The 15,628-nt window shown below is 56.3% G+C and carries 20 protein-coding genes; 1 reads left to right on the plus strand and 19 read right to left on the minus strand.

All coding sequences use genetic code 11. From position 1 onward, the window contains the following. Positions 1–13: 13 nt before the first annotated feature. The 19 genes from GSQ62_RS09350 to GSQ62_RS09440 all read right to left on the minus strand — a co-directional run bounded on the left by GSQ62_RS09350 (position 14) and on the right by GSQ62_RS09440 (position 14,528). Positions 14–253 carry a hypothetical protein gene (locus GSQ62_RS09350; protein WP_202621864.1) on the minus strand — a complete coding sequence of 80 codons (240 nt, stop codon included), beginning with the start codon at positions 251–253 and terminating at the stop codon, positions 14–16. Positions 254–398: 145 nt separating this feature from the next. Beyond that, positions 399–1,133 (minus strand): hypothetical protein, encoded by a 735-nt coding sequence (locus GSQ62_RS09355; protein ID WP_161889249.1) that lies wholly within the window; start codon positions 1,131–1,133, stop codon positions 399–401. A 70-nt stretch (positions 1,134–1,203) separates the two neighbouring features. Continuing rightward, positions 1,204–1,779: a glycosyl hydrolase 108 family protein gene (locus tag GSQ62_RS09360; protein WP_161889250.1), complete on the minus strand. Its 576-nt coding sequence runs from the start codon at positions 1,777–1,779 to the stop codon at positions 1,204–1,206. Positions 1,780–1,782: 3 nt separating this feature from the next. Next, on the minus strand, positions 1,783–2,397 hold the full coding sequence (locus GSQ62_RS09365) for a hypothetical protein (RefSeq protein ID WP_161889251.1): 615 nt from the start codon (positions 2,395–2,397) through the stop codon (positions 1,783–1,785). Further along, positions 2,384–3,052, minus strand: a complete 669-nt coding sequence (locus GSQ62_RS09370; protein ID WP_161889252.1) for a hypothetical protein — start codon at positions 3,050–3,052, stop codon at positions 2,384–2,386. Before GSQ62_RS09370 ends, GSQ62_RS09365 begins: the two co-directional genes overlap by 14 nt. A 4-nt stretch (positions 3,053–3,056) precedes the next feature. Then, positions 3,057–3,239: a hypothetical protein gene (locus tag GSQ62_RS09375; RefSeq protein WP_161889253.1), complete on the minus strand. Its 183-nt coding sequence runs from the start codon at positions 3,237–3,239 to the stop codon at positions 3,057–3,059. Further along, positions 3,226–4,071 carry a hypothetical protein gene (locus tag GSQ62_RS09380; RefSeq protein WP_161889254.1) on the minus strand — a complete coding sequence of 282 codons (846 nt, stop codon included), beginning with the start codon at positions 4,069–4,071 and terminating at the stop codon, positions 3,226–3,228. The genes GSQ62_RS09375 and GSQ62_RS09380 overlap by 14 nt, the downstream gene beginning before the upstream one ends. A 22-nt stretch (positions 4,072–4,093) precedes the next feature. Beyond that, on the minus strand, positions 4,094–4,906 hold the full coding sequence (locus GSQ62_RS09385; RefSeq protein ID WP_161889255.1) for a hypothetical protein: 813 nt from the start codon (positions 4,904–4,906) through the stop codon (positions 4,094–4,096). A 44-nt stretch (positions 4,907–4,950) separates the two neighbouring features. Beyond that, positions 4,951–7,569, minus strand: coding sequence for a tail fiber domain-containing protein (locus GSQ62_RS09390; protein WP_161889256.1), 2,619 nt, complete (start codon positions 7,567–7,569; stop codon positions 4,951–4,953). A gap of 7 nt (positions 7,570–7,576) precedes the next feature. Next, positions 7,577–8,443: a hypothetical protein gene (locus tag GSQ62_RS09395; RefSeq protein WP_161889257.1), complete on the minus strand. Its 867-nt coding sequence runs from the start codon at positions 8,441–8,443 to the stop codon at positions 7,577–7,579. 9 nt (positions 8,444–8,452) lie between these two features. Then, entirely contained in the window at positions 8,453–8,761 is a 309-nt protein-coding gene (locus GSQ62_RS09400) for a hypothetical protein (protein ID WP_161889258.1), read from the minus strand. A 3-nt stretch (positions 8,762–8,764) separates the two neighbouring features. Continuing rightward, positions 8,765–9,130, minus strand: a complete 366-nt coding sequence (locus GSQ62_RS09405) for a hypothetical protein (RefSeq protein ID WP_161889259.1) — start codon at positions 9,128–9,130, stop codon at positions 8,765–8,767. A gap of 94 nt (positions 9,131–9,224) precedes the next feature. Next, complete coding sequence (locus GSQ62_RS09410) at positions 9,225–9,830, minus strand: hypothetical protein (RefSeq protein WP_161889260.1); 606 nt, start codon at positions 9,828–9,830, stop codon at positions 9,225–9,227. A gap of 108 nt (positions 9,831–9,938) precedes the next feature. Continuing rightward, positions 9,939–10,409, minus strand: a complete 471-nt coding sequence (locus GSQ62_RS09415; protein WP_161889261.1) for a hypothetical protein — start codon at positions 10,407–10,409, stop codon at positions 9,939–9,941. Positions 10,410–10,451: 42 nt separating this feature from the next. After that, positions 10,452–10,988 (minus strand): hypothetical protein, encoded by a 537-nt coding sequence (locus GSQ62_RS09420; RefSeq protein WP_161889262.1) that lies wholly within the window; start codon positions 10,986–10,988, stop codon positions 10,452–10,454. 60 nt (positions 10,989–11,048) lie between these two features. Beyond that, positions 11,049–12,764: a hypothetical protein gene (locus GSQ62_RS09425; protein ID WP_161889263.1), complete on the minus strand. Its 1,716-nt coding sequence runs from the start codon at positions 12,762–12,764 to the stop codon at positions 11,049–11,051. Next, the gene (locus GSQ62_RS09430) at positions 12,764–13,774 is read right to left on the minus strand and encodes a transglycosylase SLT domain-containing protein (protein ID WP_202621865.1); all 1,011 of its coding nucleotides are present in this window, start codon (positions 13,772–13,774) and stop codon (positions 12,764–12,766) included. The genes GSQ62_RS09425 and GSQ62_RS09430 overlap by 1 nt, the downstream gene beginning before the upstream one ends. Before the next feature lie 8 nt (positions 13,775–13,782). Continuing rightward, the gene (locus GSQ62_RS09435; protein WP_161889264.1) at positions 13,783–14,271 is read right to left on the minus strand and encodes a hypothetical protein; all 489 of its coding nucleotides are present in this window, start codon (positions 14,269–14,271) and stop codon (positions 13,783–13,785) included. Beyond that, positions 14,271–14,528, minus strand: a complete 258-nt coding sequence (locus GSQ62_RS09440; protein ID WP_161889265.1) for a hypothetical protein — start codon at positions 14,526–14,528, stop codon at positions 14,271–14,273. The genes GSQ62_RS09435 and GSQ62_RS09440 overlap by 1 nt, the downstream gene beginning before the upstream one ends. A gap of 498 nt (positions 14,529–15,026) precedes the next feature. Here GSQ62_RS09440 and GSQ62_RS09445 point away from each other — a divergent pair, with 498 nt between their 5' ends. Then, complete coding sequence (locus GSQ62_RS09445; protein ID WP_161889266.1) at positions 15,027–15,605, plus strand: O-methyltransferase; 579 nt, start codon at positions 15,027–15,029, stop codon at positions 15,603–15,605. The last annotated feature ends 23 nt before the right edge of the window (positions 15,606–15,628 follow it).

Below are 15,628 nucleotides of genomic sequence, written 5' to 3' on the forward strand. Positions count from 1 at the left end.
CAGGGTGTTGTGGCTACTTGCGTCTTTTAGCAGTCGCAGTTGCTCTTTTTTTGCGGGGGGCCGCTTTGCGTTTTCTGGTCGCGGTCGCTGGCTTGCGCTTTTTGGACGTGGCCGTTTTGCGCTTTTTGGCCGTTGGCTTGCGCCTTTTGGCCGCTGTCTTGCGCCTTTTGGCTTTGCTCTTCTTTTTGTCGGTCAAAGCGTTGAAACCGAAAACTGCTGCGGCACCGATGCCTACTGATAATGGGTCAATCATTTTTGTAAGGATATAAGGGTTGGAAAAATTGGGTTATGCGTTTTGCCACTGAATGCCTTTGACAGTGATTTGCTTAGATGCCACCTCCGCTTCCTTGAGCATGCGGTAGGCTGCCACGGATGATCCAATGGCTATGAGAAGCTGCTTATTGTTCGTGGCCGGTCGTGTTCGCGGGGGTGAACAGCTGGACAAAAAGCGACTTGACGAACCGTGCGATGAGCAGCAGGACGATGAGGGCGATAAAGAGCACCAGCACCGGCACGATGATGTTGTGTGTGAGCCATCGGGCCAGGGAGAAGCGTTTTTCGGGCTCCGCTGGCGACGCCTGCAGCGGGGCAGGCGTCGGCGGGGCTTCCGTCCGGACAGTCACAACAACGGTGTCTGCGTCGATTTCACCTTTACAGTTGCATTTACTGGTAATCAGGCCCGTTTCATCAACGTTAACGGTGCTTATGGCCCTGGCGCTCTCTTGTTTGAAGGAGGCCCCGGGCGTGAGCCGGTCGGCTGACACTCGGACCTGGGCAGAGTCTGGTCTTACCTCTGCCTTGGCGGTCGCTTTTACGGTTTGCTCCGTTACAGTCCCCTGTGGCGGCTGCGGGTAACTCCCCTCGGTTGGCTTGGATGTGCTACAGGAAATTATAAGAAGCAGCAACATCGGCATGCTGCCTTTGCCCAGGTAGCCCACCAGCGTCTTGCGGAGCTGCCTCGGGGCGAATAGCAGGAGCAGGCTCAGCATGAGCGGCACCACGGCATCCAGCCAGGTGACAGCCTCCACTTTAAACACGCTCAGGAGCGTCGCCGCGAAGAGCACCAGCCCGACGAGGCTTGATTTCCAGCCGGAGCGGAAGTTGGCGCTTAGGAGTTTGAGAAAGGGTATCATTTAAAAATTGATTTAAGGGTTTGCGGGTTTTTGTAGAGGTAGAGGGAGCCAGCGGCCAAAAAGAGCAGCGCTAGGCTACTGTCTTTTTTTTTAGATAGTCCTGGAAGGTGTAGAGCCTGTTGAGCCATCCGACAAGGTTCGGAGCGCCGGTTTGGGCGTTGCCTCCCGCTATGCGCCGGTGGAACTGCTCCCGCGCCTCATAGTAGAGGTGGTAGAAGTGTTCGGGGTTTACCTGGTTGAGGAAAGCGGCCGTCATCTTTCCGAGCCTGCCATCCACGTCGAGCTGAATGCCCAGGGCGTTTCCGATGCGTTGCGCAATCTTCACGGCGTCGTCGCCGGTCAGCACGAACATGTCAAACATGATGTTGGCGATGGCCTGATCCTGAACCGCGTCGCCGCCGAAAGACTTCCACAGCGACTTGTAGAAGCTCTTCACGTACATTTTCAGGTACACGTCGTTGATTTCATCGTTGCGCTGGATTTCCCGCGTCTCCTTGATTTTGTCGATGATGGCCCATCCCTGCCAGTTTGGCCACCACCTGCGGCTGATGCCTTTGTAAGTCTCGCCGCCTGCGTCGGTGCCTACGAAGGAGTAGCCGCCCTCATTCCGCATGACGATGCGGTGCGCTAAGTCGAAGTTTGCCATGGTTTACCTGGTGAAATATTCTACAATGGTTTTGACTACATAGGCTGGCTTCCCGAATCCCTCTCCGGCGATGTACTGGTCATATCCGGCACGGGTGAGCAGGCGCACCTCGTCGGCGGCTATCCAGTAGTTGAACTCGTTGCCTGCGCTGGTTCTCATCCACATCTCCAGCATGTCGTTCTGCTTCTTTCCGGTCCACAGGCCCACAAAGCATTTGTCCTTCAACTGCGTGATGTGGTTCCTGCCGTTGCCGGTCAGGGTAGAGTAGATTGGCGACGTGGCGGCATATATGCCCTCGCCGTTCCAGGAATCGACAAAGGCGTAGGTAGCCGCCCCGCCTGCGCCTGGCTTGCTCACCACCGGTATCTGCGTCGGCTGTGGCTTAGGCTGCGGCTGCGGCGTCGGATTAGGCTGTGGCTGTGGCGTCGGCTGTTGCTCACTGGCTTTCACGCCGGACACGAAGGCCATTCCCGCCCCCATGATGAGGCCTACCACGGCCATGCCCATCAGGCTGTTCTCTTTTGCCGGTGCCGGAGCCTTTTTATAGCTGTTGGAGGCCTTCGGCTTGTTTTTGTAGGTGTTGCTCTTGGTCAGAGGCTTGCGGTTAGGCGGGTACATTGGAAACTTGTTTTACCGATGCGCTGTCGATGTAGCGCACGGAGCTGTGATACAAAAAGCCCAGGAGTATTCTGTTGTCGGGCAGCACGTAGTTGTCGGCCAGCCTCCCGAGTAGGGTGCCCGCCTCGACAAAGGCCAGGCGCTGCAGGCGCTCGTTGAGCACGAAGCCAGGGGCCACGGTCACAAGCACGGCGGGTGCGGAGACGCCGGAGAGGCCGGAGCTGATCATGCGGTTAAAGCTCTCCATCTCCGCTGCGGAAAGGTCTTTCTGCAGGTCGGCCACCAGGTCGCGCCGGTAAAGCGCCTTGTACTTGGCAGACACCTCGTAGAGCGTTACCCTGGTGCGGTACATCTCTCCGGCGGTCTTGTACACCAAATCCTGGTCGGTTCCGTCGCCCACGGTGTCGTTCACCCATTCGGCGGTCTGCACGATGGCAGAGTAGAACTGCGTGGCGAACCTGGCGGCCAGCCCGTCTGTGCTGTTGGGGTTGCCGTAGTCCTTCAGCGCCGAGGTGCGCTGCGCGTCTTTCACCAGCTTCTTCACCAGCAGGTAAGCGCCCCCTGCAGCGGCACCGACAAAGGCCACGTTCATGGCTTTGCCCATGACGCTCTCCGGCATTTGCAGGCTGACGGCGGGAAGTGTGGATTTTGCCATTCTGCTAGATGTAAGACTTGAACATTTGTATTTTGGCATTCACGCCTGCCTTTTTCGACTTGTCAGCCAGCAGGGCCAGGTTCTCCGGCGTGATGTTCTGTGCGATTGTCTGAAGCGCATCCAGCACCTTCAGCGACTCTATGGCATTCTTTGCCTCTATGTTGATGGTTAGTTTATGCTGCGGCATTGTTCACTTGGGCTAAAACGGTGTCTAAGTTTAGGTTTCCTTGCTTGGCGTAGTGCGCCACGGCGTACACTTTGGAGAGCTGTTCCTCGGAGAGCTGCGCCAGGATATTGTTTATCTCCCTGATGGCCTCCTGCTGCACCGGCGTCAGGTTCGCGGCCACCGGCAGGCTGCCCATGGGCAGTTGCGGTGCGCCGCCGCCCATCAGCTTGGTCACAAGTATTCCCAGGACATCGGGGGGCAGGGTTTTTGCCGCCTCAAACACGCCCGCGAGGCCGCTTTTGCTGTTTTGCTCAACTCCGGCGAGGGCGAGCTGGTGCTCCTTGTCCTTAAAGCGGTTGTCTAGCTGCAGGTCATTGTTCTTGTCCTTCAGCTCCTGTATTTTTTCCTCCAGGTGCTTCACCGTTTTTCGCAGATCCTCTACTCTTTGCTGCTCGGAGAGAAGCTGCTTTTCAGTGATGCCCATCATGAACATGGCCATGGTGGCGTCCATCTTCGGCGGCTCTGCGGCCTCGCTGGAGGCGGGGTTTGGGTTTGACATGTCTTTTAGCATTTTTTCGTTTGTGATTTTTATGAATGTGTGCGGCAGGTACCTCCTGGTCACCATGTCCTTGGCAAACCCGTTGCTGGCGTGGACGGTGATCGTCACTGTGCCGCCCTGGCGCTGCCCTTCCTCGACGCACTCCCTGAGCCCCTGCGCGTCGAACGCCTGCTGGTCCATGGGTGTGCGCTCAAAGCCCTGTCTGCTCACTTTCACGGTGCAGAGCACGTCTTTCCTGAAAGCGTACTGTATGTGGGCGATGGCCTCGTCAAGCGTTTTCTCAAAGTTCTTCATCGACAATAGGTGAAAAGGTTGGTTACACTGCCGGGATGGTCACGGTCACAGAGGTCGGTGTGCCGGTCGTGTATGCCGCCGATGGCTTGATGGCCACCGTGACGGTGTAGGCTGCGGTTTTCCTCACATAGCCCATTCGGAACACCTCGCTTATGGTCTGCCCCGCCTGCAGCGTGAATGGCTCGTCTGGATAGGCCGCGCCCTCCACCACATGCGACACGTCGCCCGACACTGCGGCGGCTGGTGCGGAGCTGGCAATTACCTCGAAAGCTAAAGTCCTCTCGCCGGTGATGCCCGACACCTCGCTTGCTCGGATGGTCAGCTCCGGCCCCGCGCCTGGGGCTGGCGCTGCCACCTTGGCAAGCACCGTCTGCGACATTTGCGAGGGATTGCCGCTCGGGTCCGTCCACAGGAAATAGCCCTCGCCTGGCTCTGATCTGAGCGTCAGCCCGTAGTTTGCCGCCTCCCTGGCGTAGTCCAGCGGGAATGTCTTTTTAAACACGCCCTCCGGATGCTGCACCGTTATGTCCTGAATCTTCACGCCGCCGCGCCAAAGGCTGAAATTCACCGTCACAGGGCCTGTTCCAGCGGGGTTGTTGGTGAGCTGCGAGGCCCAGGTGATCGTGCCCACGGTGTCGGTCTTGTTCAGGTAGGAGGCGTCGCCCTGCGAGGCCTGCATGTTGGTCCAGCACCTGAACCGGCTCATCGGGAAAGCGAGGCTCTTGTTAATGTTCGTCGCCCCGGCCACACACTCGGAAAGCTTGGTATAGGCGCTGTTAATCGCCGTTTTGATAGTAGACAGCTTCAGGGGAAGCGAGCAGGCGATTCGTGCCATAACCAGAAGAAGAATGAGTGTCAGAAAGATGATTTTGAACATGGTTACTGCCCTTTTTCAAGCTGTTCGATGCGCTGCAGCAGGGCTTGTATCGCCGGTGCCAGCAGGGCCACGGCCCTGGCGTAGTTCACGCCCATGGCATCCGTCAGGACGTGGTGCGGGATATGCTTTGTGAGTGCCGGCGCAATGTTCTCCACCTCCTGCGCCATAAAGCCGATCTCTATGGGAGCGTTCTCGATGTCGTTTCGGCGGTAGTAGTAGCCGGAAAGCTGGCGCACCAGCTCCAGCGCCTCCTCCGGCGCGATATGCTCCAGATCGGTTTTCAGCCTGGCGTCCGAAGTCATGGTGAATTCTGTCGCTGTCAGGCCTCCTGCCGCGTCGCGCTTGGCGATGCTGCCAGCCGTGGCCGATTCCTCAATCGTGGCGTTCCATTTGTACATCCTGCCATCGGCCCCCATCACGACAGGCGTTTTCTCTGCGCTGGCCACGGCACCGGGGAAATAGAAGTTATCCCCCTCAATGACTACCGTGTTTTCGAGCCTGTTCCGGTAAGAGGCGGAGACGGCGAAGCTTCTAGAGCCGAAGTAGTTAACGGCGTTCCAATTGGATGAGAACTCGAAGGCCTTCAGCTCTAAGTGGTCAAACACTATCTTGTCCCACCCTGCCGCAATGTTCATCGTCACGTTTTTGGCGATGCCGAACGATATGCGGCCACCCATGGAGCGGTTCCGCATAGTCACATTCTCCAGTTGGTCATGCCGGATCAGCATTTCGCGGGTGGAGTCAGTATCCAGAAAGGACAGGAAGTAGGCGTTGTTGACGCAGGCGAAGGCGGCGAAACTGCGGGGCATCACCTCTATATAGCTTCTGTCATCGCCTGCCACCAGGATTTTCGTGCTCTTGGCCGCCAGCTTGATCCCCTTCGTGCGGGCTGTGATGTGAATGTCTGTGCAGCCGTCGCCCAGGTGAATGTTCTCGGCCCCCGAAGTGGAGTGAATGGTTATCAGGCGGCTTCCGGAGGCGATGTAGACGCCGCTCACGTTCCCATACAGCACAATATCAGGCTGCTGGCCGGGCGAAGCGAAGGCCTCTATCTTGCAGTCCCTATTGGTGTAGCCTTCGTTGTTGAAGGTGTAGTACAGCCTGGTGTCTGCGGTCGCCTTGGCCAGTTTCACACCGTCGTACTGCTGTGCCGCAATGGCAGGGATGCCCAGGTAGCGGTCTTTCACGAAGCGCTCCTCCGGGTCTGTCTGCATCAGCGTGTAGCAGTTCAGCTCGACCGAGAACATCACGTAGGCCTTCCCCCCGCTTGGGGCAAGTAGCGTCGCCATCTGCCCTGCGGAGATGCTGCTGCCGTCCCAAAGCTTCAGCTCAGAGGTGTTGCCGCCCAGCCCCCTTCTCATAGTGATGGTCGGGTTCGCGGGGTTGTTCAGGTCGGGGAAATGCACAAAATACTCGCGGTAGTTCGTCGGCAGCGAGCTTCCGATGGCCCCTATCGTGAAAACCACCTCATAGCCGCCCGCAACGACACTGGCGGTTTCATAGGCAAAGCCGGTCACTTTCTCGCGCACCATCATGATGCCCCTCCAGTCGTACCGCGCCTCCAGCCGCAGCACCTCGTCACGGCGCTCGGCCATCCAGGGAACCCGAACGCCACCCAGGTAAAACTGGTAATCCATCAGGATGGAATCCTGCGGGTAGTTGAGCGATTGGCTGCGGATGGAAAGCGTGCCTGCGTCCACGGCCTGCGTCAGCAGCACCTCATCCGTTGCCGACGTGATGATCTCCCCTCCGTTCTGGCGCTGGTAAACGCACCTGTAGGGCCACGAATAGTAGACGTTCGGCAGCAGCTGCTGGCGGTCGCGCAGCGTCAGCAGCGCCTCATAGGAGGCCGCTGGAATCACCGGCGCCTCCACCTCCAGCTTCACCCACACGTCGGACTGGTCAGCTATTGCGCCCATCATGTTGGGCTGCTCCCCCGTCGCCACCTCGCCCGGCGCTGCCGTCAGGTGAGACACGCCACGGTAGAAAAACCCTGTCGCCCACTCGTTGCTGAAGGTGCCGGTGTAGCCTGTGTAAGCGCCGTTGGCGTCATAGAACTCTTCATACACCATCCAGGTGGTTTCATCCTTGGCCTCAATCGGCTCGTCGGCATAGAACCAGTACCAGTTGGCGTTCCCGGTGCCGTACAGGCGCACCATCAGATAAGGGTCTGCCGCCGAAGGGTGGTCGGGCAGCACGTCCACCAGGTAGGCGTACATATTGCCGGTCGGCGTCGTGATGGTCTGCGTCAGACCGTCCGTGCCGGTGTAGTTGGGGTGGGTCGGCTCGTAGGAAGTCTCGTCCACCTCTTCCACCATCCTCACCGGCGTCGCGAAGCGGGTGTTGCTGAAGCCAGCCGGTGTGCCCGGCAGAATCCCGGACTTCAGGACGTAGTTTATGGGCCTTTTACCGGTTGCCCCTTCCCATACAGACACCACCATGCCGTTTCTTCTGCGCTGCAGCGGGATGGCGTTTCGCTCCGCGATGGTGTCGTAGACGTGGTGCCCGCCTTGCAGGAGGTTGGCGTCAGCGAATGCCACGCCTTTTGCCACCTGGTCATCTGTCAGGCCTATCGGGGCGGGGAATTTGGTGCCTGGAACAAGTTTGGATATATATGTCATGGTCAGATTAGCCGATTGTGCCTATGTTGAATGTGTAAGGTGCCCCGCCGCCCAGGCCTTTGCCCAGGGAGCGCACCACGAAATACTCTGTCGCGAAGGACTGCTCCACGCCGTTCAGCATCTCATTGTCGGTGCGGACCTTGATGCGAAGGGCGCTTTCGGGGTTGGTCTGGTCAGAGCCCAGGAACTCAAACACGCGGAGCCCCCAGGAAACCGGAGCCAGGTAGTAGATATAGTCCTCTGCGCCTGGCGTCACGGTGACAGCGCCCATGTGCGCGTTCCATACCGTGTGCTTCAGCAGGTTTTCGCGCACCCAGGCCTCGGTGATGGCCGCGCCGGTGGCGGTGCCCTTGCCGTAGTAGGCTTTCACGCCCACGCCCCAGGCTACCGATGGAGAGCTGGCAGAAAGGACGTCCTTCACGTCGTACCCTTTGGCCGTGTAGGTCTTGATGCTGGACGATGAGCCGATCCTTGTGTCATACCGCTCGATGATGCCGGAATCTCTCGTGCCTAGCTCAAAATCGATTGTCTGTGGCGCGAACTGGTAGGAGCCGGTAATGACAAGCTGCTTTAGGCCGGGGCTGTTCACCTGGCTTTTCAGCGTTGCCGTAAGGCGTACCTCGTTGATTATGGTGCCGCGCTCAATGGTGGTGAACGGCGTGAAAACAGCGCTGCCGTTCAGCCTGAAATGTCCTGCAATAGTGGCAAGTGGAGGCAGCTCCTTGATAAGGTAGGCCTTGATGAAATCCTTGGCGGTACGGTACTTGTGCGCCATGTTAAACTGCGTCGGGGTGTCAAAATTCCTACCCGTTACATTGATGTTGATTTTGTCGCTGCCGCCCCTTGAAAGGGGCCTGTGTCCACCTGCTGCCATTGATTGTTGTTATTTATTGCACTTCCACATGTTTTTCAATACCAGACAGTCCAAAATGGCCTGCGCTGGCTCGGGCTCTCCCTCCTCCAGGAGGAAGCCGCCCCACTTGCCGTACATCACGCCCTCGTACACCTCGCCGGAGCCTGGCTCGAAGTCGCGTCCGTAGTCGGGCTTTACCGGCACCCAGTGCCCGCCCTTGTCAAAGGACAGGAGCAGCATCCTGTTGCCGTTGTTCTCGACCGTGAAGCTCAGGCAGCCATCTATGTCGGTTTGGAAATCTGCGGCTGTGTGCGATTCTGTTGCTATAGTGGCTCCCATGCGCTACTGTCTCTTGCCTTCCAGCAGAAAGACAATATCGTAGCTCAGGTCCGACACGGCGGCCACCGGCAGCTCTGTGCGGATGGTGAGCTTCGCGCCGTTGGTCGGCAGCGGCAGTGGCTTGTAGCGGTCCTTGGGGGCCACCTCTGTGCCGATGATCCAGTCGTTTTTGTGTGTCTGCTCCTGGTAGGTTCTCGCGGAATCCTTCAGGCCTACCTTGTAGGAGGGGATGCCGCCTGTGCTGTTTTCGTACACGGCGACGCCCTTGCAGCTCTCAAAGTCCTGGTCCAGCGTGATGGCTTCCTCGCGTATGCCTGCAGGCGTACCGGCCGGGATGAGGACGGTGTGCGTTTGTGATCTATTGGCCATTGTTTTAAAAGAAGAGGGTGAATGAAATTTTGAGGAAACCACTCCTGCGCTTCGTGGCAGGAGTGGTTTTTACCAGAGGATCTGCTGGCTGCTACTATGCCTTGCGGGCAGTGGCGGCACCATGCAGGTGCAGCTCAATGAAGTGGTTGGCAGCATTGCCGATGCTTGCGCCTTTCGGGAATCTCAGGGAGATTTTGATAGGCGTCTTGGAGCGGAGCACGCGGATAACACCCGATTCGTAAGAATCAACGTTACCGGCGGTTCTCTCGCTCTCTGCACCTACCAGCAGGTTGCGCACAGGCACAGACAGAATGTCTTTTCCTTGCTGCGTGATAACCAAATCAGCGTTTGCCAGCACCGCCGGAACGTCGCTGTACACGTTGGAATACTTCACCAGCGTCGGATCAGTTTCGCCGCCCACGGTGGCAGACGTGGCATAGCCGAAGCGGATTTTCTCCAAGGCCAGGTTCACGCCTTCCTCCAGCGTCATGCCGTTGAACGTGGACTCACCGTCAATCTGGCGGGTATTGGTATCCAGCAGTTCTACAATGCCACCTTTGTTGGTGATGTTCAAACGGAGGTACTGGTGTCCGTTGTTCAACTGCAATCCGCTGCGCTCGATGGCGGCGTTGTCGTTGATGTCAATTTTAAGAGCTGCAAGAACAGCCACTTGGCCTACTAAGTAAAGGGTGTTTCTCATCTGATTAAGAGATTGGCTAAAAGTTGGGATTTGATTAATGGTTAGTCGGCTCTACCAGCCACGGGGGTTTGAAAGTTGGTTTTTTGAATGCCAGCTAAATGCCGGAGGCTATCCGGCCATCAGCATTTGCATGGTGTTCTGCGAGGGATCGCCGCTGTAGGCGGTTGAATCCTGGTAAGCGCCACCGGCAAGCATCAGCGATGTTGCGGGCTCCACGTAAGGCCGGTACACCTGCAGGGAATCCACGCCTGAAAGCTGCGGGACGTTTTTGGCAAGCACCGCTTTCCAGCCAGTAGTGGCCAGTTCTCCGCTCTCGTCTCTTGACACCTCGTTGATGCCCGTGATCGCTCCGGCCACGGCCATGCCGGTCAGCATGTTGGCCATGATTCCTGGCTTCACGTCCACGAGCGCTGGCAGCCCGAGCGCAACCAGCGCCACGATGGCCGGGCTGTACTTGGCTACTTGCTCGGGTGCTTTTTCGCGGAGAAGCTTCACCGCCTGAGTGCCCGCAATGGTGCCACCCACCACGCCAAAGGCGTCAATAGCACCACTCTTTGCTTTGTTTTGATTGAATTTCATTTTGAAATGAATAAAGGGTTGAAAAAAATTAAGGGTTAGAAATTAGATTGACATGCTCACCGACTGCTTGCGCTTGCGCTTGGAGCCCACTCCTGAAAGACCGCCTGCGGCTGGTTTCTCTTTGCCTCGCAGTGAGTAGGCGACGCCTCCGGCCACAAGCAGCATCCACCACGGGAACCCGGCCTTTTTAGGCGCTGGCGCTGGAGCCACCGCTGGCGCCGGTTGGGCGGCTGTCATGGCCTGCGGCGTGGAGACGGAGGGCATGGTGCTCGGCGTGGCCTGGCAAGGGTTACATGCTGTGTTTACAGCCATTGGGTTTGTTATTTGAGGTGTGACAAAAGGAAGCGCCACCGGCGCGTACTGCTCCATCAGCTTTCTCAGCTCTTCCTCCGCATCCTGTGGAGTAGGGGCCGGAGCGGGCTTTAGCGCCTCCACAAGTCTGGTGGCGAAGCCCGTTCCGGTTGATACTCCGACGTGCTTGACAGACGTGATTTTGGGGGTGCCGCTGCCAACCATGTCTCTGGTGAAACTGTCATCTATTGGCGCTACTCTCCCAAAGACAACCATTGGATTATTCATTTTTTCATGCTGAATGAGGGTTTTACAGTGTGTGTATGCTATGTTGTGAAGCCTGGTTTTTTACTTCTGCGAGGACATCAGCACAAGGCCCGCCGCCATCAGCCCGCCGACGATGAGCATGGTGTTATCCTTCTTCGGCGTCGGGCCGGGAGGTGTGCCGGTGGGCTCGTACCGCCCCTGGTCTGCCAGGTATTCCTCTTCCGAGTTCGGCAGGATGAAGTCTTTGGGTATGGTGTTGGATGCGTCGTAGTTGGTGTCGGCCGGTCGGTCCAGCGCGCTTTTGACAAACTGGAAGAGCTTGGAGAAGTCGATGCCCTTGAGCCAGGTGAGGATGGTGGCTATCAGGCCGGAGGCCGCCGCCGTGCCGGTCGCGGCGCTCACCGGCTCACCCAGGCCGCTCACGCCACCGCGCTTCTTCACGCCGTGCTCCCATCCCTGCAGTATGTTCTTTTTGAGCGAATCCTCGTCGCCGCGCAGGCCCTTCCACATCTTCTGCACGTCGGCCAGCTTGCCTTTCAGCTTGCGGTACTCTGACACGTCCAGGCCCTTGGAAACGGCCTCAGCCTCTGTCCAATAGCCATATCCGAGCCTTTCGGCCATCCGGAACAGGTTGAGCTTGAAGGCCAGCAGCAGGCCGTTGCGCATCAGCACAGACACAGGGTTGAGCTGTATCATCTTGTCGAGGGCATACTGTCCGGCGTCTTTCACGGCCTCAACTGCTTTCTTGGCCTTGTCTCCGGTCCACTCAGCGGCGTTTTTTACGCCGGTGGCCACGGCTTTCGCGCCGTCGCTCACCTTGTCGCCCACCCATCCAGCGGCCTGCTTGATGCCTTTGCCTATGTTGTCGAACATAGACTTGGGCCAGCCGGAGAGAGCGCCCAATCTGGAAATGGCGATATCGTCGCTGTAGCCTGCGAAAAGGTCCAGCAGCCTGGTGCGCTCCGGCGCATTGTCCCAAACGGCCAGCAGTTGCTCTACCTGGCTGCGGAACCTGCGCCCCGCTGCAGCCGGAAGCATGTTCGGGCTGCTTTTCAGCAGGACGAGCGTGTTGGTCAGATGCAGCTTCATGCGGTCCAGCATGTCGGCGTAGAGGCCTTCGGCGGTACCTGCCGCGCCCAGGCCTGAAATAGAGCCCCCTGTGCCGAAGCCCACCGCCTCGGCCCCAAAGCCTGGTATGTCTATCTTTCGTGCGGTCGGCAAGCCGTCCAGGTATTGTAGTGCGCTCATGAGCGTGTCGTGATTTTTGGTGAATGGTACTTCGTAGTCGAATCGGTCTACCACGCAATCAATCGCGTAATAGCTCATTCTGGTGGACGGGGTCCTGCCTGACGTTGTCGGCACCACCACGTAGATGTGCTGCCAGTCGCCCTGGTAACTTGTCATCCGGAGGTAGTGCTCTATGCGCAGGTTGCTCAGGATGGATGAGATGAAGATGCTGTAGCAGTCGCAGTCCACGCCCTCTGCCCTGTCTGCCCAGGTGCGCAGCGGCCTGCGAAGCTGCTCCACGCCCTCTTTGTCGAGGGTGTACTGCACATGCGAGTACACAAAATCGAATATGTTCTTGCACGTCTGCTGCAGCGTCTCGGCCTCCAGCCTCTTGGCTATCTGCCTGGTGTCCGGAAGCGTCTTTTTAACAATCTTGGCCATGGCCGCAACCGTGTCGAAAACACTGCTCCTGTTGAGCAGCACCTTGTCCGAGCGCTTTAGCCTGCTTAGGTCGAAATAGCGCTCATACTCCCTTCCGGAGCCGATGGCGCGTTTATGGGAGGCCTGCATTACACGAGGGTCAGCAGACCGTTTTTCCCGACAAGCTTTCTTATGTAGGCGGCCGGTTCGCTCGGAAGCCGGTCCACGAGCTGTGCTGCGGTCCCCACCATTTCGCGGCCCTTCTTCATGGAGAAGTAGCCCATGTTGTAGCGCACCACCACCTTGTCCACACGGTACAGGCCGCTCGGCTCCAGGCTCTCGTCCAGGAGGATGCCCAGGAAGAGAGCGCCGCACAGAATGTTGAACTCCGCATGGAACAGGTCGCTCTTAGACACAAAGCGGTTCTTGGTGATGCCCAGCTTGTTGGCGACCGGACTGCCCAGGTCGCGCATTTTCAGGATTCCCTCGTCAAGCCTGCGGCCCAGGGTTTCGCGCAGCCAGTCCTTTTCGTAGTCGCTCAGTCGCTTTTTGATGTTCTCCAGCGCGATAACCATGGTCGCCGTGTCAGGCAGGAGCTGCATCAGGCCTACGGCACCCGCTCCGGACACTGCCTGCGGGTTGCCACCGCTCTCGATGTACATGATGGTCTTTAGCAGGTCGTAGGGCACCCTGGTCACTCCCTGCACCGCGAACATGGTCTTGCCGTACTTGCTGTCTATCTCGTCAAGCTGCCTCTGAATGGTCGGCAGCATGTGGCTCTGGTAGTGCGCCTGCTCCACCATCGGGATTGGCACGGTCGATATTTTAAGCTTTTTGGGCTCTGTGTCTCCCAAACCGGCCATGTTGCTGTACCTGGTGTAGCCAGTGTTGTGCAGCGCATAGGCAGAAGTGAACTCAATCACCCTGTTTTCCTTGGCCGATGGCGTCAGCGGATCTGCTTGCCGCGAGAAAAGCAGCAGCAGCAGCCCTGCAGCGCCGCCCATCACCAGCAGCTCCGCTAATTCGCTGTTGCTGGCAGAGTGGTTTGGTGTGGTTTTGCCCAACCACTTGGAGTGGTTGGGTGTTGTTTTGCCTAAACCACTCGGAGTGGTTGAAGTGGTTTGGTGTGGTCTTGGAGTGGTTCTAAGTGCGTTTCCCATGTCCCGCGCTAATTTTCTCCTAAAAACCGGCCACCGTTGAAAGGGAAAACAGGCGATTCCACCGGTGGCACCCGAAATCCGAGGAATGTAGGCGTCACTTTGAACTTAAAGCTGCCATTTCCGCCGTTGGTAAGCAGGCTAAACAGCTCCTTTCCCACGTTTACTATGCTGGTTCGCATCGGAACCACTATCTGATTAGACGAAAAAGGCTTTATCACCAGGTTTGCAAGCGTCGGCGCAGAACTCGCAAATTCTCCCCAGGCGTTGCCGGACAGGCTGTAGGCAGACACCTGCAGCGATTCCACCGGAAGCGACTTGGGTGAATTGTTGTCAATGTTCACCACCACGTCCATGGTGATCATCCCCCCGCTAACCTTTAGTTTAGAAGGGTGTGTGACAAACACCTTCAGACCTTCCACGGCGTTTTTGTAGCCGTTGAGCTGGTTCATGGCCATCACCAGAAGTGCGGCGCCTCCTAAAAAATATAAAGGGTTCATTAATTGGGAAGTTTCCCCTCTTTCCACCTCCGGAAGAGAGTTTTGAGACAAAACTCTACTGCGTACTTGGCAATGATTGATGCAACACCACCCAGGGCTCCGTAATATGCTACCTCCAGCGAACCAGGTATCGTGATTATAGCCATCGCGGGTTTCGGTATTTGGCTCAGGGAGAAAGTGGTTCCGATGGAGAAGATTGCTGCGTTCTGCAGCAGGCCCATACCAGGGAGTCCCGAGGGCATTGCATCATTAATCATTAGTAGTATGTCCGAATCATCGTCTTACTTGCCGTTTTGTTCTTAGTAGATGATTCAAAAGTAGCAGGTGGTGAAAGATGCCTTTCCAGCTCGGGAAGCTATCGAAGATTAAGGCTGGTTGAAGTGAGAAATGGTGATTTGAGGCTTTTTTGAGTGCTTTTTGGAAGCTTAAAGCATTATCAGTCAGCAAACTTATATGAGAGGAGATAAGGGGAATTTAGAGGTTGCTTCTGAAGAGATAAAGGTTGAAAAGCCTTTGATGGCTAGTAAACCTACACTTGTTGATGTCATTATTAGCATATAAATGCTTTTGCAATCAGGTAATAATGTCATCAGTGGTTGATTACAAGTGATGTTTTGCAGAGCAATTATCTTTCTCTATTAACTTTTGTAGGATGACAAGGATACTTTGAAATGAAAGAAGAGACAAGCTCCAGATTATTTACTATATTTATGAAGTATTATATTTTATGGAAGATCTTGTAAAGAATAATAACAATGACAGAAGAAATAAATCAGCAATTTCCAAAGGCTTATATAAACATAGACAAAGCGACAAAAATGTCTGGTTTTACAATGGCTTCAGATGTTCTGACTTGCTCTTTACTTCGGACACTTGCAGGTTCCAAGCCCTCGGGTAAATTTCTTGAACTTGGAACAGGAACAGGGCTTTCAACAGCATGGATTCTTGATGGGATGGATAATAATTCCACATTGATTTCAATAGACAGTGAACCTAAATTCTTGGAGATTGCTCGAAGATTTCTTGGTAATGATGAACGACTGCATCCGATTGAGACAGATGGTGGCGAATGGGTTGAGAATAACAAGCATCAAAAGTTCGACTATGTTTTTGCCGACACATGGCATGGGAAATATCTCCTTTTAGATGAAATATTGTCCATGTTGAATAAAGGTGGTCTATATATTATTGACGATATGTTGCCGCAGCCCAATTGGCCAGAGGGACATCATGAAAAAGCAATTAGGCTTGTAGCGGATTTAGAGTCCAGAGAAGACCTACTTTTGACAAAGCAGGTTTGGGCTACAGGAATAATCGTTGCCGTAAAAAAATAACCATCTTATCAATACCTATCAAA

The sequence above is a fragment of the Pontibacter russatus genome (genome assembly GCF_009931655.1).
GTDB classification, from domain to species: Bacteria; Bacteroidota; Bacteroidia; order Cytophagales; family Hymenobacteraceae; genus Pontibacter; species Pontibacter russatus.